The organism is Brevibacterium luteolum (assembly GCF_025147615.1).
In the GTDB taxonomy this organism is placed as follows: domain Bacteria; phylum Actinomycetota; class Actinomycetes; order Actinomycetales; family Brevibacteriaceae; genus Brevibacterium; species Brevibacterium luteolum.
The window spans coordinates 32,840-59,043 of record NZ_JALXPM010000005.1 but is presented as its reverse complement, the minus strand read 5'-3'; the positions used below and the strand labels follow the sequence as shown (position 1 = coordinate 59,043).

At 68.0% G+C, this 26,204-nt stretch carries 30 protein-coding genes; 16 read left to right on the top strand and 14 right to left on the bottom strand.

Annotated elements, in window-relative coordinates; all coding sequences use genetic code 11:
- Positions 1–281 precede the first annotated feature (281 nt).
- Together M3C25_RS02370 and dnaB are read left to right on the top strand one after the other, a co-directional pair.
- The gene (locus M3C25_RS02370; RefSeq protein WP_259854845.1) at positions 282–1,256 is read left to right on the top strand and encodes a cytochrome b/b6 domain-containing protein; all 975 of its coding nucleotides are present in this window, start codon (positions 282–284) and stop codon (positions 1,254–1,256) included.
- A 157-nt stretch (positions 1,257–1,413) separates the two neighbouring features.
- Complete coding sequence (gene dnaB, locus M3C25_RS02365) at positions 1,414–2,760, top strand: replicative DNA helicase (protein WP_217007233.1); 1,347 nt, start codon at positions 1,414–1,416, stop codon at positions 2,758–2,760.
- 84 nt (positions 2,761–2,844) lie between these two features.
- Here the strand turns inward: dnaB and M3C25_RS02360 are convergent, their stop codons facing one another.
- From M3C25_RS02360 to M3C25_RS02335, 6 genes are all read right to left on the bottom strand, one after another.
- The gene (locus tag M3C25_RS02360; RefSeq protein ID WP_259854844.1) at positions 2,845–3,084 is read right to left on the bottom strand and encodes a BrnT family toxin; all 240 of its coding nucleotides are present in this window, start codon (positions 3,082–3,084) and stop codon (positions 2,845–2,847) included.
- Positions 3,081–3,341: a ribbon-helix-helix protein, CopG family gene (locus tag M3C25_RS02355; RefSeq protein WP_102162481.1), complete on the bottom strand. Its 261-nt coding sequence runs from the start codon at positions 3,339–3,341 to the stop codon at positions 3,081–3,083. The genes M3C25_RS02360 and M3C25_RS02355 overlap by 4 nt, the downstream gene beginning before the upstream one ends.
- A 96-nt stretch (positions 3,342–3,437) precedes the next feature.
- Positions 3,438–3,956 (bottom strand): DUF2332 family protein, encoded by a 519-nt coding sequence (locus tag M3C25_RS02350; RefSeq protein ID WP_259854843.1) that lies wholly within the window; start codon positions 3,954–3,956, stop codon positions 3,438–3,440.
- Positions 3,957–4,048: 92 nt separating this feature from the next.
- A complete protein-coding gene (locus tag M3C25_RS02345; RefSeq protein ID WP_259854873.1) occupies positions 4,049–4,360 on the bottom strand; it encodes a DMT family transporter in 312 nt (103 codons plus the stop codon).
- A complete protein-coding gene (locus M3C25_RS02340) occupies positions 4,360–4,755 on the bottom strand; it encodes a DMT family transporter (protein ID WP_259854842.1) in 396 nt (131 codons plus the stop codon). The genes M3C25_RS02345 and M3C25_RS02340 overlap by 1 nt, the downstream gene beginning before the upstream one ends.
- A 117-nt stretch (positions 4,756–4,872) precedes the next feature.
- The gene (locus M3C25_RS02335; protein WP_259854840.1) at positions 4,873–5,217 is read right to left on the bottom strand and encodes a hypothetical protein; all 345 of its coding nucleotides are present in this window, start codon (positions 5,215–5,217) and stop codon (positions 4,873–4,875) included.
- A gap of 215 nt (positions 5,218–5,432) precedes the next feature.
- Between M3C25_RS02335 and M3C25_RS13095 the strand changes: the two genes are divergently transcribed.
- Genes M3C25_RS13095 through M3C25_RS02325 form a run of 3 tightly spaced genes read left to right on the top strand, consistent with a single transcriptional unit; the run spans position 5,433 to position 7,275 of the window.
- On the top strand, positions 5,433–6,014 hold the full coding sequence (locus tag M3C25_RS13095; RefSeq protein WP_311200478.1) for a nucleoside recognition domain-containing protein: 582 nt from the start codon (positions 5,433–5,435) through the stop codon (positions 6,012–6,014).
- A gap of 51 nt (positions 6,015–6,065) precedes the next feature.
- A complete protein-coding gene (locus tag M3C25_RS13090; RefSeq protein WP_311200477.1) occupies positions 6,066–6,752 on the top strand; it encodes a YjiH family protein in 687 nt (228 codons plus the stop codon).
- Positions 6,753–6,774: 22 nt separating this feature from the next.
- Positions 6,775–7,275 (top strand): GNAT family N-acetyltransferase, encoded by a 501-nt coding sequence (locus M3C25_RS02325; protein WP_259800409.1) that lies wholly within the window; start codon positions 6,775–6,777, stop codon positions 7,273–7,275.
- A 95-nt stretch (positions 7,276–7,370) separates the two neighbouring features.
- On the opposite strand, the gene M3C25_RS02320 is transcribed toward M3C25_RS02325, so the two are convergent.
- Positions 7,371–8,090 (bottom strand): M23 family metallopeptidase, encoded by a 720-nt coding sequence (locus tag M3C25_RS02320; protein WP_311200476.1) that lies wholly within the window; start codon positions 8,088–8,090, stop codon positions 7,371–7,373.
- Between the two features lie 194 nt (positions 8,091–8,284).
- Between M3C25_RS02320 and M3C25_RS02315 the strand changes: the two genes are divergently transcribed.
- Both M3C25_RS02315 and M3C25_RS02310 read left to right on the top strand, forming a co-directional pair.
- Positions 8,285–9,208 carry an ornithine cyclodeaminase family protein gene (locus M3C25_RS02315; protein ID WP_259854838.1) on the top strand — a complete coding sequence of 308 codons (924 nt, stop codon included), beginning with the start codon at positions 8,285–8,287 and terminating at the stop codon, positions 9,206–9,208.
- 100 nt (positions 9,209–9,308) lie between these two features.
- Positions 9,309–10,133 carry a trimeric intracellular cation channel family protein gene (locus M3C25_RS02310; protein WP_311200475.1) on the top strand — a complete coding sequence of 275 codons (825 nt, stop codon included), beginning with the start codon at positions 9,309–9,311 and terminating at the stop codon, positions 10,131–10,133.
- 28 nt (positions 10,134–10,161) lie between these two features.
- On the opposite strand, the gene M3C25_RS02305 is transcribed toward M3C25_RS02310, so the two are convergent.
- Positions 10,162–11,463: an aspartate aminotransferase family protein gene (locus M3C25_RS02305; protein WP_259854837.1), complete on the bottom strand. Its 1,302-nt coding sequence runs from the start codon at positions 11,461–11,463 to the stop codon at positions 10,162–10,164.
- Between the two features lie 70 nt (positions 11,464–11,533).
- On the opposite strand from M3C25_RS02305, the gene M3C25_RS02300 reads away from it, so the two are divergent.
- Genes M3C25_RS02300 through M3C25_RS02290 form a run of 3 tightly spaced genes read left to right on the top strand, consistent with a single transcriptional unit; the run spans position 11,534 to position 13,694 of the window.
- Positions 11,534–12,631, top strand: coding sequence for a phosphotransferase (locus tag M3C25_RS02300; RefSeq protein WP_259854836.1), 1,098 nt, complete (start codon positions 11,534–11,536; stop codon positions 12,629–12,631).
- Positions 12,628–13,278, top strand: coding sequence for a DUF421 domain-containing protein (locus M3C25_RS02295; protein ID WP_259854835.1), 651 nt, complete (start codon positions 12,628–12,630; stop codon positions 13,276–13,278). Before M3C25_RS02300 ends, M3C25_RS02295 begins: the two co-directional genes overlap by 4 nt.
- Entirely contained in the window at positions 13,275–13,694 is a 420-nt protein-coding gene (locus M3C25_RS02290) for a QcrA and Rieske domain-containing protein (protein WP_259854834.1), read from the top strand. Before M3C25_RS02295 ends, M3C25_RS02290 begins: the two co-directional genes overlap by 4 nt.
- A 4-nt stretch (positions 13,695–13,698) precedes the next feature.
- Here M3C25_RS02290 and M3C25_RS02285 read toward each other — a convergent pair whose 3' ends face one another.
- The 3 genes from M3C25_RS02285 to M3C25_RS02275 are packed head-to-tail and all read right to left on the bottom strand — an operon-like array spanning position 13,699 to position 15,861.
- Positions 13,699–14,097 carry a hypothetical protein gene (locus tag M3C25_RS02285; protein WP_259854833.1) on the bottom strand — a complete coding sequence of 133 codons (399 nt, stop codon included), beginning with the start codon at positions 14,095–14,097 and terminating at the stop codon, positions 13,699–13,701.
- On the bottom strand, positions 14,094–15,224 hold the full coding sequence (locus tag M3C25_RS02280; RefSeq protein WP_259854832.1) for a serine hydrolase domain-containing protein: 1,131 nt from the start codon (positions 15,222–15,224) through the stop codon (positions 14,094–14,096). The genes M3C25_RS02285 and M3C25_RS02280 overlap by 4 nt, the downstream gene beginning before the upstream one ends.
- Positions 15,225–15,279: 55 nt before the next feature.
- Positions 15,280–15,861, bottom strand: a complete 582-nt coding sequence (locus M3C25_RS02275) for a helix-turn-helix domain-containing protein (RefSeq protein WP_259844317.1) — start codon at positions 15,859–15,861, stop codon at positions 15,280–15,282.
- 114 nt (positions 15,862–15,975) lie between these two features.
- Here M3C25_RS02275 and M3C25_RS02270 point away from each other — a divergent pair, with 114 nt between their 5' ends.
- The 5 genes from M3C25_RS02270 (at position 15,976) to M3C25_RS02250 (ending at position 22,858) form a co-directional block, all read left to right on the top strand.
- Positions 15,976–16,671: a hypothetical protein gene (locus M3C25_RS02270; RefSeq protein ID WP_259854831.1), complete on the top strand. Its 696-nt coding sequence runs from the start codon at positions 15,976–15,978 to the stop codon at positions 16,669–16,671.
- Between the two features lie 81 nt (positions 16,672–16,752).
- A complete protein-coding gene (locus M3C25_RS02265; protein ID WP_102162540.1) occupies positions 16,753–17,160 on the top strand; it encodes an acyl-CoA thioesterase in 408 nt (135 codons plus the stop codon).
- Between the two features lie 103 nt (positions 17,161–17,263).
- On the top strand, positions 17,264–20,038 hold the full coding sequence (gene otsB, locus M3C25_RS02260) for a trehalose-phosphatase (protein ID WP_259854830.1): 2,775 nt from the start codon (positions 17,264–17,266) through the stop codon (positions 20,036–20,038).
- 158 nt (positions 20,039–20,196) lie between these two features.
- Positions 20,197–21,078: a 23S ribosomal RNA methyltransferase Erm gene (gene erm / locus M3C25_RS02255; protein ID WP_259854825.1), complete on the top strand. Its 882-nt coding sequence runs from the start codon at positions 20,197–20,199 to the stop codon at positions 21,076–21,078.
- 133 nt (positions 21,079–21,211) lie between these two features.
- Positions 21,212–22,858 (top strand): HNH endonuclease, encoded by a 1,647-nt coding sequence (locus M3C25_RS02250; protein ID WP_259854824.1) that lies wholly within the window; start codon positions 21,212–21,214, stop codon positions 22,856–22,858.
- A 51-nt stretch (positions 22,859–22,909) separates the two neighbouring features.
- Here the strand turns inward: M3C25_RS02250 and M3C25_RS02245 are convergent, their stop codons facing one another.
- The 3 genes from M3C25_RS02245 to M3C25_RS02235 all read right to left on the bottom strand — a co-directional run bounded on the left by M3C25_RS02245 (position 22,910) and on the right by M3C25_RS02235 (position 25,840).
- Positions 22,910–24,202 (bottom strand): sensor histidine kinase, encoded by a 1,293-nt coding sequence (locus M3C25_RS02245; RefSeq protein ID WP_259854822.1) that lies wholly within the window; start codon positions 24,200–24,202, stop codon positions 22,910–22,912.
- Positions 24,203–24,210: 8 nt separating this feature from the next.
- Positions 24,211–25,125, bottom strand: coding sequence for a response regulator transcription factor (locus tag M3C25_RS02240; protein WP_259854820.1), 915 nt, complete (start codon positions 25,123–25,125; stop codon positions 24,211–24,213).
- Between the two features lie 100 nt (positions 25,126–25,225).
- Positions 25,226–25,840, bottom strand: coding sequence for a hypothetical protein (locus tag M3C25_RS02235; RefSeq protein WP_259854818.1), 615 nt, complete (start codon positions 25,838–25,840; stop codon positions 25,226–25,228).
- Positions 25,841–25,908: 68 nt separating this feature from the next.
- On the opposite strand from M3C25_RS02235, the gene M3C25_RS02230 reads away from it, so the two are divergent.
- Complete coding sequence (locus M3C25_RS02230) at positions 25,909–26,184, top strand: DUF3021 family protein (protein WP_259854816.1); 276 nt, start codon at positions 25,909–25,911, stop codon at positions 26,182–26,184.
- Positions 26,185–26,204 lie beyond the last annotated feature (20 nt).

Below are 26,204 nucleotides of genomic sequence, written 5' to 3'. Positions count from 1 at the left end.
TTCGAGGGCGGTCATCACGATGAACGCGAACTCACCGAGCTCATCACCGCAGGCGGTGATTGCCCCGCAGCCGAGGCGGCAGCCATTTGGCAGGTCGAGCTCCAGTCGGGGGGATCGATTCTGGCGGATCCGGTCTCTCAGACAACGGCGTCCGATCAGGCAAGCCGGCGATTCCACCTCGGGAACGGGACCCGATGCCCCGCCGGAGGACCACAGGCGCTAAAGTCAGGTGTCAGAGTCAATGACCATCAGGCTGTGGAACTTCGGCGGAGGAGACCCTCATGGCAGCAGCGGACAGCAAGAAGAAGCGCAAGAAGAAAAAGAAGAAGAGCGGCGGCACCCCGTTCCGCGAATCGCCGTTCTTCAAGCTCGTCTGGATCGTCCCGATCGCACTCGTTGTGCTGGCGATCGCCGGCGTGCTCTCGCGCATGTTCCTCGGCTCGGCCAGCGGCCAGGAGTTCCTCGCCAAGTATCCCGGCCACTCAGAGCTGCCTGCCGGCACCCCGGAGGGCTTCCCGTGGTGGGCGCAGTGGCAGCACTTCTTCAACATCTTCCTCATGGTCCTCATCATCCGCTCCGGGTGGCTCGTGCGCGTGCAGCAGAAGCCGGAGGCCTACTGGACGCGGACCGTGAAGAAGCGGAAGAAGGGCGCAGCCGAACCGACGAAGATGAGCATCTACCTGTGGTTGCACCTGAGCCTCGATGTGCTGTGGCTGCTCAACGGCTTCATCTTCGTCATTCTGCTGTTCGCCAGCGGCCACTGGGCGCGCGTCGTGCCGGTCAGCTGGGACATCTTCCCGAACATGGTCTCAGCCGGCCTGCAGTACCTGTCGTTCGACTGGCCACAGGAGATGGCCTGGGTCAACTACAACGCCCTGCAGGTGATGGCCTACTTCGTCACGATCTTCATCGCCGCCCCGCTGGCAGCGATCTCCGGTGTGCGGATGTCGCCGATCTGGCAGAACACCTGGCCGATCTCCAAGGCCTACCCGGCTCCGGTCGCGCGTGCCATTCACCTGCCGGTGATGTTCTACTTCGTCGGCTTCATCTTCATCCACGTGCTGCTCGTCTTCACCACCGGCATGCGGCACAACCTCAACATGATGTTCTCGTGGACCGGTGACAACGCCACGAGCTGGTGGGGCTTCATCATGTTCGCCATCGCGATGATCGTCGTGGCCGCCGGTTGGATCGCCGCCCGCCCGATGTTCATGCAGGCGATCGCCGGCATCACCGGCAAGGTCACCACCCGCTGACACCGGGGATCCACAGCCCCGTTCCCGAGGTGCCGGTCGCGTCCACATGCGGCCGGCACCTCGCGTGCGGGGCCATTCACACCCGCCTGCAGACGGGTGTGTCGGCACGTGGCTGAGCGGCTACAGTGGGACAGCAGACAGCGGACGGAAAGGCGGCATGACAGACGATCAGTGGCAGCGGGCAGAGGCCGGAATGCGGACCCCGCCCCAGGATCTCGATGCCGAGGAGTCGATCCTCGGCGGCATGATGCTGTCGAAAGACGCGATCGCTGACGTCGTCGAGACGCTGCGCGGCGAGGACTTCTACAAGCCGGCCAACGAGACGATCTACGACGTCATCCTCGACCTCTACGCCCGCGGCGAGCCTGCCGATGCGGTCACCGTCGCCAACGCCCTGCAGAAGGCCGGATCGCTGGCCCGAGTGGGCGGAGCAACCTACCTGCACACGCTCATCGCCTCGGTGCCGACTGCGGCGAACGCCGGCTACTACGCCCAGATCGTGCGCGAACGCGCGATGCTGCGCAAGCTGGTCGAAGCCGGCACCCGGATCGTGCAGATGGGCTACGACGCCGAGGGCGACACCGACGATCTGGTCAACCGCGCACAGACTGAGATCTACCAGGTCACCGAGCGGCGCACCGCTGAGGACTATGTGCGCCTCGGCGAGATCATGGAGAGCACTGCCAACGAGATCGAGCGGATGGGCGAGCACGGCGATGACACCGTGGGCGTGCCGACCGGCTTCACCGAGTTCGATGACCTCACCAACGGTCTGCATCCGGGCCAGATGATCGTCATCGCTGCCCGCCCTGGCGTCGGCAAGTCGACGCTGGCCCTCGATATGGCCCGCTCGGCGGCGATCGCCGCGCGTCAGTGCACCGTCATCTTCTCCCTGGAGATGGGCAAGCAGGAGCTGTCGATGCGCCTGCTCAGCGCCGAATCCGGGGTGCCGCTGCAGAACCTGCGCCGGGGTGAGGTCTCCGAACAGGACTGGACGACGCTGGCGGCGAAGATGTCGCGGATGCACGATGCGCCGCTGTACATCGACGACTCGCCGAACATGGCGCTGACCGAGATCCGCGCGAAGTGCCGCCGGCTCAAACAGCAGCACGATCTGCAGCTCATCGTCATCGACTACCTGCAGCTGATGTCATCCGGCAAACGCGTGGAGTCGCGTCAGCAGGAGGTCTCGGAGTTCTCCCGGTCGCTCAAGCTGCTGGCCAAGGAGCTCGAGGTCCCGGTCATCGCGCTCTCGCAGCTCAACCGGTCCTCTGAGCAGCGCACCGACAAGCGGCCGATGATCTCGGATCTGCGCGAGTCCGGTTCGATCGAGCAGGATGCCGATATGGTGCTGCTGATCCACCGTGAGGACATGTACGATCCGGAGTCCCCGCACGCCGGTGAGGCCGACATCATCGTCGCCAAGCACCGCAACGGCCCGACCGGCGAGATCAAGGTCGCCTTCCAGGGTGCGCGCTCGCGCTTTGCGAACATGCCGCACTGACGGGGCGTTCCGGTCGGCGGGCGAACAGAAGTCGTGAAACGCGTCGTGGATCGCGAAGCCGTCACCGATCTGGCTGCCGTGACGTCAGAACACGAGGCGGCGATATTCGGCTCGTGCCTTCATCGCATGGATGATCTCAATCTCTCCGTCGTCCCATATGAGCACCACAATTTCGAGGAGTCTTCCCTTAGTGTCGAGACCGATGCGCAGTTCCCGTCGCGGGTGCTCGTCATCCAGTGGGCCACCGGCGAGAACTGCCGTCGCGGCGCACAAGGCGTCTTCATCGCTGATCCCGTGCTTTCGAGCCGATGGCGAGACGATCACTTTGCTGACCACTCTCGCACTGCAGTGCGGATTGCGGTCGAGCGGTCCATGCCCTCGCGATCCGCGCGCTCCATCAGCTCTGCCAGCTCGGAGTCGGAAAAGCGTGTCGGAATGACCTGGGAGGCCTTCTCAGCACGGGGTGGCCGTCCCCAGCGCCGCTTCAGCTGATCGACGTCGTAACCGGCTTCTGCTTCGTCTGCCCAGGCCTGTACTTGCTCGTCCGAGACTTCGTGTCCATTGATAATGCGCTTCGACATACTTCTTATTGTATTACGTAATACGCTTTGAGGGAAGAGGAATTTCTCTATCTCGAGCGTCGGCAATAGACCCGGGGTAGCGGCTGTGGGTTTTGCCTAGAAGTCGGCGGGTCTCGGGGTGAGTCCCCGGTACGACTGACCATGCGGTCCAGTGAATGCGACGGGTTCGCCGTCGACTGCGAGGACGAACCGTCCCTTGGCCTGCTGGGCGACGCTTTCATCGAATTCCGGGAACGCGCCCGCGCCTTCATTGCTGACACACACCACTGAGGGCTGCGCGGCCATCGAATCAGCAAACTTTCGGCGGGCTTCTGCATTCACGTAGGCGAGCACCGGCGAGTGGAACACAACGACGGTCGCTTCTGCCGGAGCCTCGGCGATGAGGGAATCGAGGTCGGTGAGCAGATTCCCGGTGACAATTCGCGGCGGGTCTGCGGCGACGATCTGAGCGGCTGCCCGCAGTCGTTGCCTTCGAGCCTCGTGCTCGGGCCAGACGAGCGACTCCAGCCATCGCAGATCCGACTCGCCGGTGACGTCGAGGGGTTGAGATCGAGGCCAGCTGACCAGACCACCGCAGGAACGGACTCGGGAACCCGAGCACCGGAGATCGTGCACGGTCCTGGCTGCCTCTGCAACGACGGGACCGGACGCTAACGGCATGCTGCCAGACTGCGCCAGGACCACCTCGGCGGCGGGGTACTCAGCCCCTATCCGAGCTCAACCATCAGCACACCGGTTGCGACGAGCACAATGCCCAATCCCATCACCCAGGTGAGCGGTTCGCGGAAGAGCAGGTGAGTCAGCAGCGCGGTCAGGGCGACACCCCCGGCGGCCCAGATGCCGTAGGCGACGGCCAGATCCATGCCGCTGGCGAGTGTGAGCGACAGGCACGAGAACGCGATGATATAGCCGAGGCCGACGGCGGCGTACCAGATGCGGCCGCCGGTGACGGCCATGCGCAGGCACAGGGTGCCGGCGACCTCGGAGACGATCGCAGCGGTGAGGAACACCCAGGCGATCATGCCGGCCCCTCAGCGGTTTCGAGCCCATCGACTGAACGGTTCGCGGCGTGGGCGCCGAGTTCGATGCACAGCACCCCGGCGATGATGACGATGATGCCCGCACTCATGAGCCAGGAGAACGGCTCGGCGTAGATGATGACCGAGAGCACCGCGGTGAGTGCGACCCCGAAGGCCGCCCACACGCTGTAGGCGACCCCCAGGCTGATCCCGGCGCGCAGCACCCCGGCCAGGCATGTGAAGGCGATGAGGAAGCCGGCCACCACGACGGCGTAGAGCGCCGGGTGGGTCAGAGCGCCCTTGAGCGACAGCGAGCCCGACACCTCGGCGATGATCGCGACGATGAGCAGCACCCAGCCGCGCGCTCGCCGCGGCGCATCAGCAGTCCCAGCCACCGAACCCTCCCGTCATGTGCAGCGTCATCTCAGGTGCACAGCCCGGGCATCACGCGACCCCCAGGCGGCAGCACCTGGGTCAGTGTAGCGGTTCGGCGACGGCAGCGACGGCGCCTGTCAGACGCCGGCCGACGGGCTGCCGGGTGAGTCCGTCTGGCGCTCGCCGTAGACGAGGACGAACTCGTCGATCGCCTCGCGCGTCAGATGCGCGATGTCGGAATGGAGCTTCTCCTCCAGCAGCAGCCGTTGGGCGAGGAGTTCGGCGTGGGATTCGCGGGCTTCGTCAGCGGCTTCGATGAGGGCTTCGCGTTCATCGCCGTCGAGGTTCGGATCACCGGCCGTGATGCGCAGGCACTGTTCGCAGCGGGCGACTTCGCGCCGGGACTGCTCAGCGGCTTCGGTGAGGTCGTTGAGGATGGATTGGTTGTCGAGACAGTCTTCCCATTGGATCTGCGGCGTCATGGCTTTCACCTTTCTCGCTCCCCTGACCCAAGCATAAACAACACCGCTGACATTCGAGCTGAGAATCGCTCATTCCCGCCTGTGAGTATCGGCCCGGCACGCCAGCCGGAATTCCGCGATATCGGACAGCGAACCATGCCCGGGCGCTCATAGCTCAGGTGACATGCCTTACAGTGACCGGGAAAGCTCCACTGAACCTCCGCGGAGAACCGACCATGACGGCACGCACCGAACCGAGCTCCCCGACCCGGCCGCGGGGCATCTGGCGCATCTTCGTCTTCTCGGCCATCGGCATCTTCATGTTCTTCGTGCCGATCACCATCGCCGGCACCAACACGATCCCACTCGACCACATCGTCACCGGCATCAAGACCTACGCCGCACCGGTCGTGCCGTTCATCGTGCTGGCTCTCATCCTGCTGGGCACCGTGCGCCCATTCCTCATCGGCAGCTGGCGGGACTCGCCGACCCGCACCGTGTTCTCCTTCCTCAACATCGCAGGCCTCATCGTCGCGATCCTCATCCTCACCTCCCCGCCGGCCTGGCTGGCGGCTGAGGACATCGGGCCGTTCCTGTGGGAGAAGCTCGTCATCTCCGTCGGGCTCATCGTCCCGGTCGGTGCGATCTTCCTGGCGATGCTCGTCGGCTACGGGCTCATGGAGTTTATCGGCGTGCTCGTCCAGCCGATCATGCGCCCGGTCTGGCGCACTCCCGGCCGCTCGGCGATCGACGCGGTCGCCTCCTTCGTCGGGTCCTATTCCCTCGGCCTGCTCATCACCAACCGCGTCTACCACTAGGGCAAGTACACCGGCCGTGAGGCCGCGATCATCGCCACCGGCTTCTCGACGGTGTCAGCGACTTTCGTGATCATCGTCGCCAGTGCGCTCGATCTCATGGACCACTGGCTGCTGTATTTCTTCACCACCCTGTTCGTCACCTTCCTCGTCACCGCGATCACCGTGCGCATCCCGCCGCTGTCGACGATCCCGCACGACTACTGGCATGAAGCGACCCCCCAGCCGGAGGAGAAGCCTGCCGGATCCCGCCTGCGCGCGGCCTGGGGTGAAGCCCTTGAGGCGCTCGACCGTGCACCGAGCTTCGGGCGCAACATCTGGCTGAACTTCCGCGACGGCATCTACATGGCCGCCTCGATCCTGCCCTCGATCCTGTCGGTCGGGCTCATCGGCCTGCTGCTGGCCAAGCACACGCCGCTCTTCGAATGGTTCGGCTACCTGTTGTACCCGTTCACCTGGATCACCCGGATGAGCGAACCGCTGCTGGCCGGCCAGGCACTTTCGCTCGGCCTCGTCGAGATGTTCCTGCCCTCCACCCAGGTCGCCGATGTCGAGTCGCTCGTCACCCGCTTCGTCGTGGGCATCATCTCGGTCTCAGGCATCATCTTCTTCTCCGCCATGGTGCCATCGATCCTCGCCACCGACATCCCGATCAAGCTGTGGCACCTCGTGGTCATCTGGTTCGAACGCGTCGCCCTATCGATCCTCATCGCCGCCCCGCTGGCCCACCTGCTGCTCTAGTCGGCTGTGCGACACTGATGCCATGACCGAGTCGCTCACCCGCCTGACCACTCGCGATGGTGCAGAGTTCACCGTCCGTCGCGCCAGCGCAGGAGACCTTCCAGCGATCGCCGCGCTGCTTGCCGACGACCCGCTCGGGCAGTCACGCGAGTCCGCTACTGTCGATGACGCTTACCGGCAGGCCTTCGACGCTGTCGATGCCGACCCCGGTCAGCTCCTCCTCGTGATCGAAACTCCTGGCCCCGCGCCCGAGGTGGTGGGCACCTGCCAGCTGACCTTCATTCCCGGCATCTCCCGGCACGGCATGCTGCGTGCCCAGATCGAAGCCGTGCGCATCCGCGCCGACCACAGCGGACAGGGCCTGGGCACGGCGCTGTTCACGTGGGCGATCGCCCACGCCCGCTCCCGCGGCTGTGGTCTCGTTCAGCTCACCACCGATCGCTCCCGCACCGACGCCCACCGCTTCTACGACCGCCTCGGCTTCACCGCCAGCCACACCGGTTACAAGCTGCTGCTCACCTGAACCCGGCCATCTCGTCTGCAGACACGACCGCGCCCGAGGCGGGTCCCACCTCGGGCGCGGGTCTCATGCACACAGCGTGCGCGGATATGTGCAGGTTACGGGGTGACCGGCGCATCGGAGCCGGCGTTGACGCCCTTGCGCTTAAGCCAGTCGTGCGGATCGATGAACCCGGTGTTCGTCGCGGACGTCCACTTCGCGCCGTTCGGCTCATCGCTGTTGACCATGACACCGAAGTGCAGGTGCGGGCCGGTGCTGTTGCCGGTGTTGCCGGCCTTGCCGACGACCGAACCGGCTTTGACCTTGTCACCGGGCTTGACGTCGACGGCGCTCAGGTGGCCGTAGTAGCTGTACATCGCATCACCGCCGATCGCGCCGTGCTTGACGACAACACCGTTGCCGGTGTGGTGCTTGAGCGCTGAGCTCGGGCTCGTGTCGCCGACCTTCTTGCCGGTCTCGACGCGCAGCACCTCACCGTCGGTCACCGCGGTGATCGGGGTGCCGGTGGCCGCTCCGTAGTCGGTGCCGAGGTGGAAGGAGTCCCCGCGCGGGCCGAACGCGCTGGTCGGGGCGCCGGAGCCGGCCGGCACCGGTGAGCTGTAGGAACGTTCGGCGGCCTGTTCGGCCGACTGCTCGGCGACCGTTCCCGAGGCGGCGGTCGGCTGGGCAGCGTGGGCGGCGGCAGGGGAGAGGCCGCCGGCGAGCAGGCCGATGCCTGCAGCGGTGCCGACTGCTGCGGCGAGAAAGGTGCGGCGGCGCTGGGTCGGCGCCGTGGTCGAGGGGGTTGTGGTCGAGGGGGCGGGGATTGCGGAGGACATGGATCCACCTTTCTGACGACTTGGGATCTGTGCGTTCTCCGACCGGCCGTGGGTGACCGGCCATGACCCACCCAAGCAAGCGAAGCTGGAATATCAGTCAGCCGAACCTCAGAGTTCCCTGGCCGGACAGCCTGGCCGGACAGCCTGGTCGGACAGTCTGGCCGGGTTCCTGGCAGCGGCCTAGACTCAGTGGCATGCGCATCTTCACCGACGCCGATATCCGCACCCACCTGACCCCGCGCCTGGCCGTCGACACGATGTGCGCCGCGCTCGCCGCCGATGGACGAGACGAGCTCGCCTGCCCGCCCCGGCTGCGCGCACCGCTGCAGGCGGCCGGCCTCGATGCTGGCACCCTCGTCATCACAGCCGGTGCGACCACCACGCATCTGGGCTACCGGTCCTATGTGCGCGACCGGCAGCTTCCCGGTGGCGCAGAAGAAGAGCAGCTCGTCACGGCCTTCAACCGGGAGACCGGCGCGCTCGAGGCGATCGCGGTGGGCTCCCTGCTCGGCAACCGCCGCACCGGCGCGCTCGGCGGTGCGGCCGCCCGCTATGTCGCAGGCGATGGCCCGCACCGGGTCGCACTCATCGGCGCCGGCCGGCAGGCCGCCCAGCAGCTGTGGGCGCTGCGCGCAGTCGTCGGGATCGAGGACGTGCGCATCTACGCGCCGACTCTCAAACGCCGCGCTGAACTGGCTGAACATGCCGCCAGCAGCTACGGTCTCACCGCCACGGCCGTGGAGACCGCCGAAGAGGCGGTGCGCGAGGCAAGCATTATCGTCCTCGCCACCCGCGCCACCAGCCCCGTCATCGACACCAGCTGGCTTGCCGAGGACTGCCTCATCTCCACTCTCGGGCCAGCCGCCGCCTCGGGCTCGGAGATCCCCGACGACCTGCTCACCGGCGCCTGCGTCTTCACCGACGCCCGCGACCAGCACCTGGCCGAACCCGAGGCGCTGCTGCCGCCCGGCGGGGCCGAGGCGATCATCCCGCTCGGCCAGATCGCCAACAACGAGGTCCGCCCGCGCACCGACGGCCGCCGCGTCTACCTCTCCCGCGGCTTAGCCGGCACCGAGGTCGCCCTCCTCACCGCGCTCGCCGACGCCGTCGACGGCTGAGTACCGACTTTCCAGATCGTTCGACGCCCCGACCACGTCCCCGCGGGGACGCAGGAGCAGCCGGTGACCGAGCATGTGACGCGTGACGTAGGCTGAGGCCGTGAACGTCTCAGTCGCACTGTTCGTCTTAGAACTCGTCGGCGTCTTCGCCTTCGCGATCTCGGGCAACCTGCTCGCCGCGCGCAAGGACTTCGACATCACCGGTGGGGTGGTGCTCGGCTACCTTGCCAGCCTGGGCGGCGGCATCATCCGCGATGTCGTCCTCGGGGAGGTGCCGACGTCTCTGCGCGAGCCGATCTACCTGCTCATCCCGCTGCTGGCCGCCCTCCTCGTCTACTTCATCGGCCGGCACACCGAACGCGCTCGCCTGCCGATCGTCATCTTCGACGCCGCCGGCCTCGCGCTGTTCTGCACCACCGGCACGATCATCGCCTTAGAGCACGGCATGAACGTCTACGGGTCGATCATGCTCGGCATCATCACCGCCGTCGGCGGCGGGCTCATGCGCGATGTCGTCGCCAACGAGATCCCGGCCGTGTTCTCCGGCTCTGAGCTCTATATCATCCCCGCCTTCTGCGGCGCCCTGCTGGCAGCACTCGGCCAGCAGACGAGCATCTGGAACGTGTGGGTGACGATCACCGCCGCCAGCGTCGTCTTCGCCTTCCGGCTCACCGCCTGGTTCCGCGGCTGGCGGGCCCCAGGCAGCATCCGCGGATGGAGCTACCGCGGAGTGGGCCCCGGCATGAAGCGCACAGCCTCAGCCTTCCGCGCACCGGTCCGCCGGGCCAAGGAAACCGCCCGAGAGGTCGCCCGCGAGGTCATCGACGAGGTCACCTCCGAGGACACCACCGCCTCGAAAACGGACACCGCGCCCGAGGCGGGGGAGACTGGCGACGATGACCGCCCACCCAACACAGGCAGGTGACGTCCCCCGCGGGGGACGGGTGGCGAGTTCAGCTCAGCTCATGAAGCGTGTCGTCGAGTGCCGTGAAGAACACCTCGGCTTCGGCCTCATCGAAGACCAGCGGCGGGCGGATCTTGAGCACATCGGCACCCGGCCCCGAGGCGGAGATGAGCACCCGGCGCTGGCGCAGCCCGTTGACGATCGCCGCAGCGGTCTCAGCTGGCTGCCGCTCACTGGACCCGAGCACATCGACGCCGACGAACAGCCCGGCCGCTCGCACATCCCCCAGCAGGTCGGTGCGCTCGGCACGACTGGCTAAGCCGTCGGCGAGCACCTGCCCGAGCTGCGCTGCATGCCGGGCCAGCAGCGACCCGGTGATGACATCGAGGACTGCCTGGGCTGCCGCGATGCACACCGGATTGCCGCCGAAGGTGTTGAAATAGCGCACACTCGCGCCGAACGCATCGGAGATCTCCCGCCGGGACACGACTGCTGAGATCGGCATCCCGTTGCCCATCGGCTTGCCGAGCACAACGAGATCCGGCGTGACTCCGTGCCGCGAGAACCCCCACATCGTGCCGGTGCGCCCGAACCCGGGCTGCACCTCATCGGCGATGACACACCCTCCGAAGGCCCGCGCCACATCCGCAGCAGCGGCTAAGCCGCCCACCGGTTCAGGCAGCACCCCATCAGAGGAGAAGATCGAATCGAAGATCACCGCAGCCACCCCGTGCCCGCGCGCCTCCAGATCGGCTGCTGCCGCCCGCACCTCGGCGGCGACCGTCTCCACGTCCATTCCCGGACGCATGTCGACAGTCGCCACCGCCTCGGCGATGGGATTGTTGACCCCCAGGCTCGGCGACAGGCTCGCCGCCAGCGCCGTCGTGCCGTGGTAGGCGTGCGCGGAGACAATGACACCCTCACGACCGGTGGCGAACCGGGCCATCCGCACCGCCAGATCCACCGCCTCGGACCCGGAGCAGGCATAGGTGACCTGGTCCAGCGCCGCCGGGAAGGTCGCCAGCAGGGCCTCGGAGTAGTCGAGGATCCCCTCGGTCAGATACCGGGTGTGCGTGTTCAAACGCGACAGCTGCGCGGTCGCCGCCGCGGTCACGGCCGGGTGCGCATGCCCGATCGCCGGGACGTTGTTGTACATGTCCAGGTGGGGGCGGCCGGTGGAGTCGTACAGCCATGCGCCCTCGGCGCGCACCACTTCGAGCGGCTCCCGGTAGAACAGCCGGTAGCTGGCCGAGAGCACGGCCTCGCGCCGGGTGAGCAGCTCGGCGGTGCGAGCCGGCACCTCGGGGACGGATTCGGGATCGAAGGCGTTGGCCATGTGCATCTGCGCCATGAACCCAGCGTCCCACATCCGCGGCCCGGATGGTGCAGATTCCTCACGCCCGACCCGATACCCTGAGCGTATGAACCGGCCGCTGCACACGCTCACCGCCGCGGAGCTCACCGACATCTGTCGCACGCACTTCGGTCTCGTCGCCGAGGTCGGCGACTTCCTGCCCGGCGAGATCGCCATCAACGTGCGCCTGCGCGCCGCCGGCCGCGACTACGTGCTCAAGGCCGAATACCCCACCCGCACGATGGGGCCCGGCCACATCGACTGGATCACCCGCGTGCAGGAGACCGCCGCCCGGGCCGGCCTGCCGGTCGCCGGCCAGGTCCCGGCCCTGACAGACCCCGCTGCCGACGCGGGAGTCGCCGAGGCGGGCCACACCCGGGCAGGGGCGGAGCACCGGCCTTTCGTCGCCAGCGTCGACGTCCCCGCGGGGACGCTGCCGGCGCTCATACGCATCCAGGAGTACCTGCCCGGCCGGGTGGCTGCCGGCGCTCACCTGCCCGAGAACTACTCCGCCCAGGTGGGCCGGACGGCAGCTGCGGTGGTCAACGCACTGGCTGGCATGGCCGGGGAACCCGGTCCCATGGTGCACCCCTGGTCGTTCGAGACCACCGGTGCCAACGTCCTCTTCGCCTGTCAGCGCATCGCCAGCCTCGAAGCCGCCGGACAGGTTGCGGCCGAGGTCAGCGGCCAGCTTTCCGGCGACCTCGCCCTGGCCCGGGCGGCCGCGCAGCGCTTCGAGGCCGACATCGTCCCGCAGCTGGACGGTCTGGAGGAGCAGGTCGTCCACCAGGACCTCAACGACTTCAACCTGCTAGTGGCCGATGAGCAGATCACCGGGATCATCGACTTCGGCGATGCCCGCACCGCCCCGCGTGTGGCGGAGCTGGCGATCGCCGCGGCGTACACGATGCTCGGCACCGAACGGCCGCTGGCAGCCCTGCGCGAAACCGTGGCCGCCTATCAGGATGCTGCCGCCGGCACGCCCGCGGAGCTCAGCGACACGGAACTGGGCCTCATCGAGCATGCCGCCTTCACGCGGCTGTGCCTCAACGCCTGCATCTGGACCTCCCGGACCCTGACCGCCCGGCCCGATGACCATCGCGCAGCCTACGGACGGGAGCGGATGAAGCGCACCTGGCCGGTGCTGCGCGAGGTGCTCTCATGACGCCACCGGACGGCTGGCAGGCGGCGCTGCTCGAGACGCTCGGCATCGAACTGTGGCGGATCCCCGTCGTCATCGTCTCCGCGATCCTCATCTACGCCGTCTTCGTCATCCTGCTGCGGATCTTCGGCGCCCGCGTCCTCTCCGGCATCACGAGCTTCGACGCTGTGGTCGCCATCATGGTCGGTGCGGTCGCCGGCCGGGTCATCATCGGCCATCCGCCGACGGTCTCCGCCGGTGCGATCGGGCTCGTCACCCTCATGTGCCTGGAGGCGCTGTTCGGGGCGCTGCGCAGTTCTCTGCCGATGCACCGGGCGCTGAACAACCAGCCGATCCTTATCGTCGCCCACGGCGCGATGCTCACCCGGGTGATGCGGCGCGTGCACGTCACCGCCGATGATGTGCAGATCGCCCTGCGCAGGGCGGGGCTGGGACGGCTGCAGGACGCCCAGTGTGTCATCCTGGAGCCGAGCGGGTCGCTGAGCGTCATCCCCGTCGGCACTCCGGTCGACCGCACGATGATGCAGGGCGTCGACGAAGCCGATGCGCTGCACGGGAACTGGACGAGCCCCGGCGGCAGCGGCAGGTTCGTCATCGAGGACACCGTGACCCCGCGAGGGGAGAGCAGGACAGGAGAAGAGAACGCATGAGCAACGAGATGAGCCGCAGGCGCATGGTGCAGCTGTCAGCCCTGGCTGGTGGTGCCGCCGGCATCGGCGGCACTGCAGCGCTGTCAGGCTGCTCGGGCGCCGACGACGACATCGTCGAGCCCTCGACCGTGGCCGCGGCCGAGGTGCCGGTTGGCTCAGGTGTCGTCGTCGACGACCGGTATGTCGTCGCCCAGCCCACCGAGGGGGACTTCCACGCGTTCAACGCGATCTGCCCGCACCAGGGCTGCTTGGTGCAGACGGTGACGGAAGAGGAGATCATCTGCCCCTGTCACACCTCCCGGTTCGACCCGAAGACCGGAGAGCCGCTCTCCGGCCCAGCCGAAACCGGCTTAGCCGCCGCGCAGATCACGCAGTCAGGCGATGAGCTGACCATCAGCATGACCGGAGACGCCTGAGGTTTCACTGCAGCGCCAGGACGACAGAGGCGACCACGGCTGCGATGACGAGGACGGAGAAGATCGCCTCACCGCCGGCCGCGACGAGGTCCGAGCGAGCGCGCCCGGGACGCAGCCATGGCAGCTGCGGGCCGAGGCGTGCGGCCTCGAAGGCGGCGAAGACGACGGCCAGTGCCGCCGGCACCCACACGAAGAGCGCCCAGCTCGGCAGGCTGACGAGCAGCCACTGCATGATGAACACTGTGACGGCAGCGATGATGCCGACGAACAGCCCCATCCGCGAGACGGGGACGTCCTGGCCGCCTGCTGCCACTGCGCGGCGCGCGCGGATGACGCGCCAGACGGCCTGCCCGGCGCAGGCGAGGATGAATGCGAGGAAGAAGATCGCGAAGATCGTGCTCATGACTGCTCCTTTCCGTCGATGAGGGCGTCGAGTGCATCGTCGACCGAGCGACTCGTGTCCGAGAGCACGATGAGAGCCTCGCCCTCAGGGGTGAAGCCGACGATCGAGCTGAAGCCGCCCGTGCCGCCGTTGTGCAGTATCACGTGCTTCTCACCGGCATCCGGAACCCGCAGCATCCAGTTGAAGCCGATCTCCTGTCCCTCGCGCAGCAGCGCATGTCGGGTTGTGGCCTGCTCCGCGCCGGCCAGCTCACCGGTCATCACCGCCTGCACGTAGCGGGTCATATCGGCCGCAGTCGAACGGATCCCGCCGGCCGGTGCGTTGGCGTTCATCGTCCACGGTGAGGCGGGGACGCCGCCGGCAGCGTAGCCGTGCGGAGCATCGGCGGCTAAGCCGTCGCGAGTGACCGGCAGATAGCTGTCGTACATGCCCAGCGGCTCGAAGATCCGCTCCTGCAGCAGGGTGGGGTAATCCGTGCCGGCCGCCTCGGCCAGGGCGAGCCCCAGCAGCGCGACTCCGTAGTTCGAGTATTCGCCATCGCCGGCATCCGGATCGACCGGCTTGGGCGCGTCGAGCGACTCCAGCCCGGCGAGCAGTTCGCTTTCGGAGGTTTGGTACGGGTCGGTGTGCAGCACCTGGGCGATGAGGGGTGTGAGCGGTCCGCTGGGCTCCAGGCGCGGCAGTCCCGAGGTGTGGGTCGTCAGCTGCATGAGCGTGATCTCAGCTGCCCCGCCGGCCTCGTCGCCGAAGATGTCGCCGAGCGTCGTGTCGAGGGTGACCTCCTCCTTCTCGATCGCCTGGCCGAGCAGCACGCCGGTGAAGGTCTTCGTCACCGAGCCGATCTCGAACTCGGTGTTCTCATCGGCGCCGAAGCCGGCGAACCGCGGCCCACCGCCGTCTGCGCTCAGCCGGGCGATCGCCACATGATGGCGCTGATGGGAGCCGAGGATCTCGATGATCTCCTCACCGAGCTCTGCGTCCCCGGTGCTGCCGCCGAGGCGCGGGAACAGCGGGGACAGACCGGTGAGCAGCAGCGCCACGGCGAGTGCGGCAGCGCCGGGCCACAGCCAGCGCCGCAGCGTGCGGCCGGTGTTCGGGTGCTCGGTGGGCGGGGTGCGGTGTGCCATGGGTCCCTCCTGTGCGTTGCTGATGGAAACCGGCGAGTTGGTGGCAGGGCGGCGCTCAGCCGACCGCGGCGATGATGATCGTGAGGACGGGGATGACGCGCTCGACGGGTATGCGCCACTGCCCGCGCTGCGGTGATTCGAGCCAGCCGGCGCTCGCCAGCTGCTGCAGGTGGTGGTAGATCTGCCCGGTTGAGCCGAAGCGGCCGAGCTCGGAGAGCCCCGCGACCGAGGTGGTGCCGCGGTGGATCTCCTGCAGCAGTCCCAGCCGCACGGAGTGGCCGAGGGCGTCGAGCCTGGTGGCGGCGGTGGTGAAGTCGAGGTCGTCGATGTAGCCGGCCGGCCGCCCGTACTGCCACGACACCGGGCCGGCCGGGGTCTGCGGCAGATCTCCGGCGAAGAGGATCCCGCCGGCCCCACCCGTGGCCTGTTTGAGACCCTCGAGCGCCCACAGCGTGCTGCGCGCCGGATCCACCGCTGGCGTCGCCTCAGATCCGTGCGGTGCAGTGGGGTCACCCGGTGCTGGGTCACCGGGTGCTGAATCGGCGGCGATGCCGGGCTGGCGCGCTTCGAGGGCAGCGATGCGGTCTTCGAGCGCGCTGAGCCGCTCGCGCAGTGCATCGGGAGCAGAATCGGTCATACCCCATTTATACAAGAAATACGGAATTATTGAAAGTACGGATTTATCGGCCAGGTCAGGCCCGTCGACGCTGGCGCCCGCACCTCGTGGGCCTGCGGCTACACTTGTGCGGTGATGTCTGATACCCCCGCAGGAGCACCAGAGCCCGACGAGACGCACAGCGCAGACGAATCGCACAGCGCAGACGAGGCGGTCAGACCCGCCGAGATCCGGGCCGGCCAGTCCGCCCGCGGCGCGTGGATGTTCGCCCGCGGTGCCGCGGCCTTCATCTTCGGCATCGTCACCGTCTTCTTCCCCCGCGAGCAGATCGGCGGGCCCGCTCAGCTCGCCCTGCGCGTCGACACCGCCGACTACCTGCTCATCGGCTACCTCGTCGTCCAGGGTCTGCTCATCCTCGGCTTCGCCCGCGCGGTCACCACCTCTGTCCGCACCCCGGTGCTCGGCCAGGCGGTCATCGTCATCCCGGCGATCATCTTCCTGTTCCTCGCCGAACAGCCCGGCCAGCTGCGCGCGGCCGTCGCCGTGTGGGCGCTGCTGCACGCCGCCTGCGAACTGTGGCTGTGGTCACTCGTGCGCAGTCTGCCGAGCTCCTCGGACTTCCTCATCGTCGGCGGCATCCACGCCCTCATCGGCATCATCATCGCCTTCGGAGACGACATGGGAGCACTGACCGTCATCGGCTTCACCGGCGCCGCCATGCTCGCCTCCGGCGTGCTCTACATGCTCGGCGGCTACTCCCGCCGCTCACAGGCCCGCCGCACCACCGCCTCGGGACCGGCCACCGACCCCGCCGCGAACCCCGATGCCTAGACTGGGCACATGAGCGACGCGACGAACCCACCGCACGGCACCGACGAATCGACCGCCCGCGACAAGGCCGGCCGCCCGGCGATGAACTTCCACACCCGCAAATGGGTGCGGCCCGAAGACCTCAACGCCAACGGCACCCTGTTCGGCGGCTCGCTGCTGCGCTGGATCGACGACGAAGCCGTCGTGTACGCGATGATCCAACTGGGCAACCAGCGGATCGTGACGAAGTTCATCTCCGAGATCAACTTCCTCGCCTCCGCCACCCAGGGCGACATCATCGAGATCGGGCTGGTGGCCGTGAAGTTCGGGCGCACCTCCCTGACGATGCGCTGCCAGGTCCGCAACATCATCACCGGCGAGATCATCCTCTCGATCGACAAGATCGTCTTCGTCGGCCTCGACGAGCACGGCCAGCCCGTCGAACACGGCTACGACACCGTCACCTACGAACGCGACCGCTTCCCCGACCATCTGCTCGGCAGGCGCTGAGACACCGGCGGCAGGCGGCCGTTCGCCTGGGCGCGGGCAAGCCACTACACTGAATGCGCTTTGCCCGCCGGGCGCCCCGCACCACCTGCACCACGAGGACACCATGACCGCATCTCTCGACCTGCTCGACTCCTGGGATCCCGCAGCCCCCACCTCCGGCCCGCTCGGCGACCTCGCCGAGGCCGCCCGCACCCTTGATGCCGAGCTGTTCGCAGAGATCGTCCGCCTGGCCCGGACCCCCAAGCTGCTCATCGCCACCGACTACGACGGCACCATCGCTCCGATCGTCGACAAGCCCACCCACGCCTATCCGCTGCCCATCAGCCTCATCAGCATGCGCGCACTGGCCGCCCTGCCCGACACCAACGCCGCGGTCATCTCCGGTCGGTCCCTGCGCGACCTCGCAGCGATGTCGCGGCTGCCGCGTGAGGTCCATCTCGTCGGCTCCCACGGCTCGGAGACCGACATCGACGCCATCGACGCCCTCGACGCCGAGGCGAAGGCGGCCCTGAAGGACCTGCAGCAGTCGGTGGCCTCCTTGGCGCGGATGGTGCCCGAGGCGCAGTTCGAGCTCAAACCCACCGGTGTGGCTGTGCACCTGCGCGGCCTCGACCCCGATGCCCGCGCCGTCGTCGAAGCCGGCATCACGCAGATGGCTCGGCACGTCGCCGTGTCCGTCGTCCGCGGCAAAGAGGTCGCCGACCTCACCGTCGTCGAATCCACCAAGGGCGAGGCGCTGAATGGGCTGCGCGAACGCCTCGGAGCGGCCGCGGTCGTCTACATCGGCGACGACACCTCAGATGAGCGGGCTCTGGAGACTCTGACGACCACCGACCTGGGCATCACGGTCGCCCCGCTCGACTGCCGCAAGGCCGTCTCCGGGCGCCCCTGCGTCGACACCGCCGCAGGCTTCCAGCTCGCCGACCCCGAGACCGTCTCGCTCGTGCTCTCGAGCATCTTCGAGCTGCGTCGCTCCTGGCTGTTCGGCCAGACCGCCGTGCCGATCGAACGGCACTCGATACTCGCCAACGGGCAGTCGACCGCGCTTATCGACCCCGGCGGCCGGATCTGCTGGATGCCGCACCCACTGCCCCACTCGGCCTCCCTGTTCTCCGAGATCCTCGGCTCCCCAGCCGCCGGCTACTACTCGGTCGCCCCAGCCACCGCCTCGGGCGCGGATGCCCGCAAGCAGAAGTCGCTGACCCAGCGCTATCAGCGCGACACCACCATCGTCGAGACCCGGTGGGCCGGGCTCACCGCCCGCGACTACCTCGCCCCGGTGTCCGAGGACAGCCTCGACACCGTGCTCGTGCGCGTGCTCACCGGCGACGCCGAGGCCGAGATCCGGTTCGCCCCGCGCCCGGACTTCGGCTCGTACCCGATCCGGCTGGAGAAGGTCGGCGACGGTGTGCGGGTGCTCGGCACCTCGGAGCCGGTGATGCTCCACGCTCCCGGCGTCGACTTCGACATCATCAGCGAAGACGGCTCCGACACCGCCGTGGCCCGCGTCGTGCCGACCACGCAGGAGCGCGCCAAGCTCGTGCTGGTGCTCGTGTGCGGCGGGTCGTTCGCCGATACCGACTACCTGCTCGCCGGCGGGGAGTCCTTCGTGCGCCGGCGCGCGGCCGGCTACTGGCGCAACTGGGTCGCCGGCCTCACCCTGCCCGAACTCAAGACCGACGAGGTCACCCGCTCGGCGATCACTCTGCGCGCCCTGTGCCACGTGCCCACTGGCGGCGTGCTCGCCGCCGCGACCTCCTCCCTGCCTGAGGGGATCGGCGGCATCCGCAACTGGGACTACCGCTACTGCTGGCTGCGCGACGGCTCGATGACCGTGCGCACCCTGCTGAGCCTGGGCTCCACCGCCGAGGCGGAGGGCTTCCTGGCATGGCTGGCCGGGATCCTGGAGATGACGGTCGGGCCCGAGCAGCTCCACCCGCTCTACGCCGTCGACGGCTCAGCGCTCACGACCGAGGCAGTGCTGGAGCATCTGCCCGGCTATGCCGGCTCCCGGCCGGTGCGGGTGGGCAACGCCGCTGAACACCAGGTGCAGCTCGATGTGTTCGGCCCGGTCACCGAGCTGCTCGATGACTTCACCGCGGCCGTCGGCACGCTGTCGGAGGAGAACTGGAAGCTCACCTGCGATATGGTCACCGCCGTTGAGCGCCGCTGGCACGAACCCGACCACGGCATCTGGGAGGCCCGCCGGGCCCCGAAGCACAACGTGTACACCAAGGTGATGTGCTGGGTGACCGTCGACCGCGCGATCCGCATCGCCGAGCGGTTCAGCCGCACGATGCCCGGGGCGTGGCGACGGCTGCGCGAAACCATCGCCGAGGACGTCATCACCCACGGCTGGAACGAGAAGGTCGGCGCCTACACAGTGGCCTACGGCGAGGACGACCTCGACGCGGCCTGCCTGTTCGTCGGGCTCTCCGGCCTGCTGCCGGCAGACGATGAGCGGTTCATCGCCACCGTCGATGCGATCGAACGCGACCTGCGGGTCGGGCCGACGGTGTTCCGCTACCACTACGATGACGGGCTGCCCGGGCTCGAGGGCGGCTTCCACATCTGCACCACCTGGCTGATCGAGGCCTTCATCAAGGTCGGACGGATCGCCGATGCCCGTGATCTGTTCCGGCGGCTCGACAACCTCATGGGGCCCACCGGCCTGTTCCCCGAGGAGTACGAGCCGGTCGCCGAACAGCACCTCGGCAACCACCCGCAGGCCTATTCGCACCTGGGCTACATCCGCGTCGCCCGGCAGCTCGACGAACTCCTCGACGTCGCCTCGGATGCCGAACTCGACGACGACGGCCTCGACGAAGTCGACATCGACACCACCGCCTCGGGACCGGTATCATCAGTGTCATCATGATGTCAGCAACTGAGGCTATCGTTTGGGGCCGTTTCCGCTTCTGAGCGGCGGACCCTTCTTCGGATTTCCCATTCCCAGGTTTCGCCGCTCCGCTGTGACCAGCCGGGCGGAGACATTGTGCTGCCCGGACGCCAGATTCCTTTGGAGCGTCCTACATCATGCCCACGTATCGTGGCGGCCGTCATGAGCACGGCCAGAACTACCTCATCGACTCACACACCATCACCACCCTCATCGGCGCCGTCGCCGAATCCGGCGGACCGATCATCGAGATCGGGCCCGGGCGCGGTGCCCTGACCCACCGGCTCGCCGCGCTCGGCCGGCCTCTCACTGCCGTGGAGATCGACCCGCGCAACGCCGCCGCGCTGCGCCGCGAGCTCGCCGCACCCGCCGGCGGGCCGCCGGTCGAGATCGTCACCGCCGACTTCCTGCGCTGGCATCTGCCGGCTGGCAGATGCGTCATCGTCGGCAATCTGCCGTACCACCTGACGACGGCGATGCTGCGCCACATCCTGCCGATCCCGCACTGGCAGGAGGCGGTGCTGCTCGTGCAGTGGGAGGTCGCCCGGCGCCGGGCCGGAGTGGGCGGTGCCTCAATGATGACCGCCCAATGGTGGCCGTGGATCGACTTCACGCTGCTCGGCCGGGTGCCGCGCAGTGCCTTCCGGCCGATGCCGAGCGTCGACGGCGGGATGCTGCGGATGACCCGGCGCGCTGCGCCCCTGCTCGCCGAAAGCGACCGGCGGGCCTACCGCGGGTTCGTCCACGCGGTGTTCACCGGCCGCGGGCGAGGACTGCCCGAGATCCTCAGCCGGATCGTCGGGCAGCGCGCCCGTCAGGCGGTCAAGGGCTGGCTGGCCCGTGAGGGCTTCGGCGCGAGCACCCTGCCCAAGGATCTGTCGGCTGAGCAGTGGGCTGGCCTCTACGCGCTGGTCGCGGGCTGCGGCTGGTCACCGCGTGGCGGCACCGGTTCCCGAGGCGACCGTTCTCGAGGTGGCCGTTCCCGAGGTGGCCGTTCCCGAGGTGGTGGCCGCCGCTGAGCTGACTGGCAGGCGGGTTCCCCGCTCGCCATCATCGTCGCAGGTCAGCCCACGATGTCAGTGCCGGAGTCTAGCGTGGATGTACGTATCGAATGGGCAGGTGACTGCCCGGTGACAGGGGACCGTGATGGCGATGACGAGCACGACCGAGACGTGCGAGACCGATACCGCGACCGGCAGAGCAACCGGGGCCGATGAGCTCGGCGCACGGCTGAGCACGATCGAGGGCTTTCCCTCCCTGGGGGTGGCCGGTGAGGATCCGGATGCCCTCGTGCTCGCCGTCAAACAGGCGATTGCGCACGTCTCGCAGTGTCAGGCCAGGCTGCTGGCACTCCTCGACGAGGTCGAGCGCAGCCGTATCTGGGAGGGCTGGATCGGCATCCGCAGCCTGGCGCACTGGGTGTCATTCGTGTGCGAAGTGCAGGTGCACACCGCACGCGAATACCTGCGCGTCATGCGCGCACTGCGCAAGCTGCCTGAGGTGGCCTCGCTGTTCGCCGTCGGACGGGTCTCGTACTCGAAAGTCCGGGCGATCACCCGGGTCGCTGATCGCATCGACCGCCAGCGAGCGGCCGAGATCGTCGTCCTCGCCACCGCCGAGCAGCTGTCGAAGATGGTGAGCACGTACTCACTGCTCGTCAAGCATGACGAGCGGCAGGAGCTCATCAGCGGGGATAAGGACCGGTTCACCATCCTGCCGAACGGGCAGGGGCGGGCACGGATCCTCATCGACCTGCCCGAGGCCGAGGCCGCCGAAATCCTCGCTGCGGTGGGCGCCGCCCATGACCGGCTCGTCCGCGAGCAGGCCGAAGCCGCTGGGGAAGCATCCGCTTCCGGAGAGCCGGAGGTGCCGGAGAACCCCAGCAACGTCCACGCGGACGGTTTCCCCACCCAGGCCGAGGCGCTGATGGAGCTCGTGCGCTGCGGCTCCGACGCAGCCAACGGCTCACGCACCGATGCGGCCCGCGCGACGATGGTCGTCCACGTCTCACCCGACACCCTCGCGCAGGCCCAGGCGAAGGTGCAGGCGAAGGTGCAGGCACAGCCGGTACCCGACGATGCCGGAGACGTCCCCGCGGGGACGTCTGCGCCAGAGCAGAAGAGCTACGTCGACGGGTACGGGGCGATCTCTGCGGAGTCGTCTGCCCGGCTGGCCTGCAGCTCGGCGATCATCGGCGCGGCACTCGACCGGTTCGGAGACGTGCTGGTGCTCGGCCGGACGAAGCGGCTGGCGAGCTCTCGGCAGCGCCTGGCCCTCAGCGTTAGGGACCTGGGACTGTGCCAGTTCCCCGGCTGCGGCAGACGCCGCCGGCTGGAGGCGCACCACCGCCAGCCCTGGTCGGAAGGAGGGCCGACTGACCTCGACAACCTCGTCCTGCTGTGCCGCTCCCACCACATCGCCGTGCATGAACACCACCTGCGCATCGCCCGCACCGATGCACCGCACTCCGGAGCCCGGCAGGGAAGCACCGGGTTCGTCTTCCTCACCGCAGACGGCCGGGATGTCGGCAAGTTCGAAACCCATCTGCTCCTGGCACCCCCAGGACACACGCAGGACACCATCGACTGGACGCCGTCGGCGCACCCGCCCGACGACCTCGACGAGGTCACCGAGGTCATGTCAGAGCCGCTGAATCTCACCGCCTGCCCGTTCGAGCAGCTCTACGGACCCGATCGCGTCAGCACGTTCGGCGGCGGTTACGGCTTCAATCTCGCAGAATGCGTCTCCTGGCTCTTCGGCGTGGAGAAACCACAGGATGACCTCGGCTTAGCCGCCTAACCGCAGCCCCAGCTCCGAGCACCCGGGGGCGCTGACGTCCCCGCGGGGACGTCACTGACCCACCTCGGGCAGGGCGCCGGTATGGGTTCTGACGATCTCCTCCTCGACCCGTGCCTCGGGAAAGACGACCTCCGTGACCGCCCCGCCGTCTGGAGCGTTGCGGAACAGCAGGTGCATGCCCAGCAGCTTCGCCTGGCCCTGGGCGATGACGAGCCCCAGTCCCATACCCCCGCCGCCGGAGGAGACGAATCGGGTCGGCCCCGAGGCGAGGATGTCGGCCGGATAGCCGGAACCGGCGTCGCTGACGATGACCGAGCTTGGGGTCGTGCGCACGACGATCGGCGCCTTGCCGTGACGCACGGAGTTGACGATGAGGTTGGAGATGATGCGCTCGAAGCGCCGCTGATCGGTCATCACTGTCCGCCCGTCGGAGTCGCAGACCACCTCGATCTCCTGGCCGGTGAACGCACCGGAGCCCTGCAGGGTCGAGACGAGTGAGCGGATCGAGTTGTCGACGTTCATCGGCGCAATCGACGGGGTCGCCCGCCCCGCATCCAAGCGCGAGACCTCCAGCAGGTCCTCGACGAGCACCTGCAGCCGGCTCACCCGCTCCTTGACGAGTTCAGCAGGACGAGAATCCTCCTCCAGCAGGTTCGCCGCATTCACCAGACCGGTCAGCGGTGTGCGCATCTCATGTGCGAGGTCAGCGGTGAATCGCTGTTCGGAGTCCAGTCGTTCGACCAGCCGTGACACGGCGGTGTCGGCAGCTTCAGCGAAGGCGGCGACCTCATCGTCACCGGCCTCGATGACGTCCGAGATCCGCACCGAGGTGTCCCCGCCGGCGATCTTGCGGGCCGCCTGCGCGCCGAGCGTCAGGCGCCTGGAGATCTGCCCGGCAGCCAGCGAACCGATGCCGCCGATGACGACGGCTGCGCCGATCATCCCGAGCAGGATCGCCCGGTCGATGTCGTTGAGCAGGTTCTGTGACTCCTCCGTCGAGTTGCGCACGGATATGACCGCGGTGTGCGATCCGACCTGGATCGGCGCGGCCGCCCACATCGTCTCCTGCCAGTCGACCGTCGAGCGGATCGTGACGCTTTCGCCCTTGCGGGCGGCAGTCTGCGCCTCATCAGGAAGCTCGGGGTCGTCGACGGTGGCGTTGAGGGTCAGCACACCGGTGTCGGAGTAGATCGAGATCGCGTCTTCGAGCTGGTCGGAGACCCGCTGGCGCATCCGGTCGTCCTCGGCCGCCGCCGCGGACTGCCGCACGATGACACCGCAGGACAGCACCGCGATGATGACGGAGACGACGATGAGGAGGACGATCTTCCACCTGAGGGACACGCGCGCCCCTACCCGGCGAACCTGTAGCCGAAGCCGCGCACCGTCTCGATCATCCGCGCGCCGATCTTCTTGCGCAGCCGCTGGATGTGGACATCCACAACCCGAGAATCACCGGCCCACTCGTATCCCCACACGGTGTAGGCGATCTTCTCCCGCGAGTACACATGCCCCGGCTCCTCGGTCAGCAGGAGCAGCACCCGCAGCTCGGTCGGCGTCAGATGCACCTCCTTGTCATCGACGAGCACGGTCAGCCGTGCGCTGTCGAGCACCAGCGAACCCAGCCGCGTGCGGTAGTGCCCGCGGTCAGCGGCATCCGTGCCCGAGGCGGGGGTCGCCTGGCCGGTGCGGGACCCGGCGGCAGCGGCCGGGGCGGCAGGTGCGGCAACAGAAGCGGGGGAGGATTCGGCAGCTGCGCTATGCGAACCCGGGTTCGACAGTCCCGGTGAGGGACCGAGCACCTCGGGAATCCCGTCGAGACCGACGGTCGTGCCGACATCGCTGCCGGCCTTCTCAGCCGGTGGGCCGATCTCGTCGGGGGAGAAGCCCATCGGCTCGTTGCCGGCGGTGATGAACCGGCGCACCACGGCGCGGATGCGGGCGTTGAGCACCTGCATGTCGAAAGGCTTGATGAGGTAGTCATCGGCGCCGGCCTCAAGAGACTGGACGATATCGATCGGCTCAGAGCGGGCGGAGATGATGATGATCGGCACGGTCGACTTCTCGCGGATCGCCCGGCAGATCGACGCGCCGTTCATCGTCGGCAGCATGAGGTCGAGCAGCACCACGTCAGCGCCGTGGGAGGCGACGAACTCGTAGCCGTCGCGGCCGTCTTCGAACGCGCTGACGGTGTAGCCGAAGCGCTCCAGAGAGATCTGTGTGGTCTCGCGAATGACCTCATCGTCTTCGACCAGCACGATATGCATGAGGGACCTCGTTTCGCTGCACATGAATCGCGGTACTGAAGGGGTGTGACATACAGCTTAACGGGGCGTGCCCCTGACTGCGGGTCTCAGGCGGGATGAGTCACTTCCCGCCGTCGCGGCTGATCCGCTGCCCGCCCTCGAACCGGCCGTCATGATACCGGTACACGCGCACCGACCAGCCCGAGGGACAGCAGCGCTTGTCACCGTCGCGATACAGCGACTCCTGGGCCACGAGCGTACCGCCCTGCCCGGGGGTGAGCGTCAGGTCCGTACCCGAGACGACGAGCTTGACGGCAGGCCTGCCGTCTTCATCGCCGACCACCAGGCCAGCGAATCGCTGTTCGTCGCGCGGGGTGGTCACCTGGGCGATCTGGTACTTCGTCTCGCCGACCATGAGCGGTTCGCCCAGGGTCAGGCAGTCGGTGCAGTACAGCAGGGTCTCGAGCACCTGGGCATGTGCGGCATCGGCGGCCAGTGCGGCGTCATCGACGGCGGCCTCCCGGATCTCTTCGGCGGAGAACGGTTCGTCGACAGGCAGGTTCTCCGACGGCCGGGTGGCGCTGGGCACCGGGTGGCCCTCGGGGCTCTCGACGCGCAGCCCGCCGTCGGGACTGCAGCCGGTGAGCAGGAAGACACCGACGCTCAGCACCGCGGCTGCACGCCGGCAGCGGCTGCGGATCCGGGCTGCGGCGCTGGCGGGTGTTCGTCCTGTCATGTCACTAGTGTGCCAGGCTGCGCCCGGCCTCGCCCGCCGCAGCGGTACGGAGTAGAATAGTGGCCACTATGGCTCATCAACAGGACTCCCACTCCCCGGCATACCCGTCGAACACGACCGTGAGCTACAAGGACTCCTTCATGTTCGGTGTCGTTGCCGCTGGCATCGTCCTCATCTCAACGATCTTCTTCACCGCCGCCTGGTCGAGCCTCAAGGCGATGGGGCTCGTCGGCCTCTACACCGTCATCACGTTCCTCGTCGTCTTCGGTGTGACCGCGCTGCTCAACTGGATCAGCACCCGCAAGGACGACGGCGATCAGAAGTCGTTCCCGGTCCTGAAGTAGACCGCGCGTGTGCGCATTCG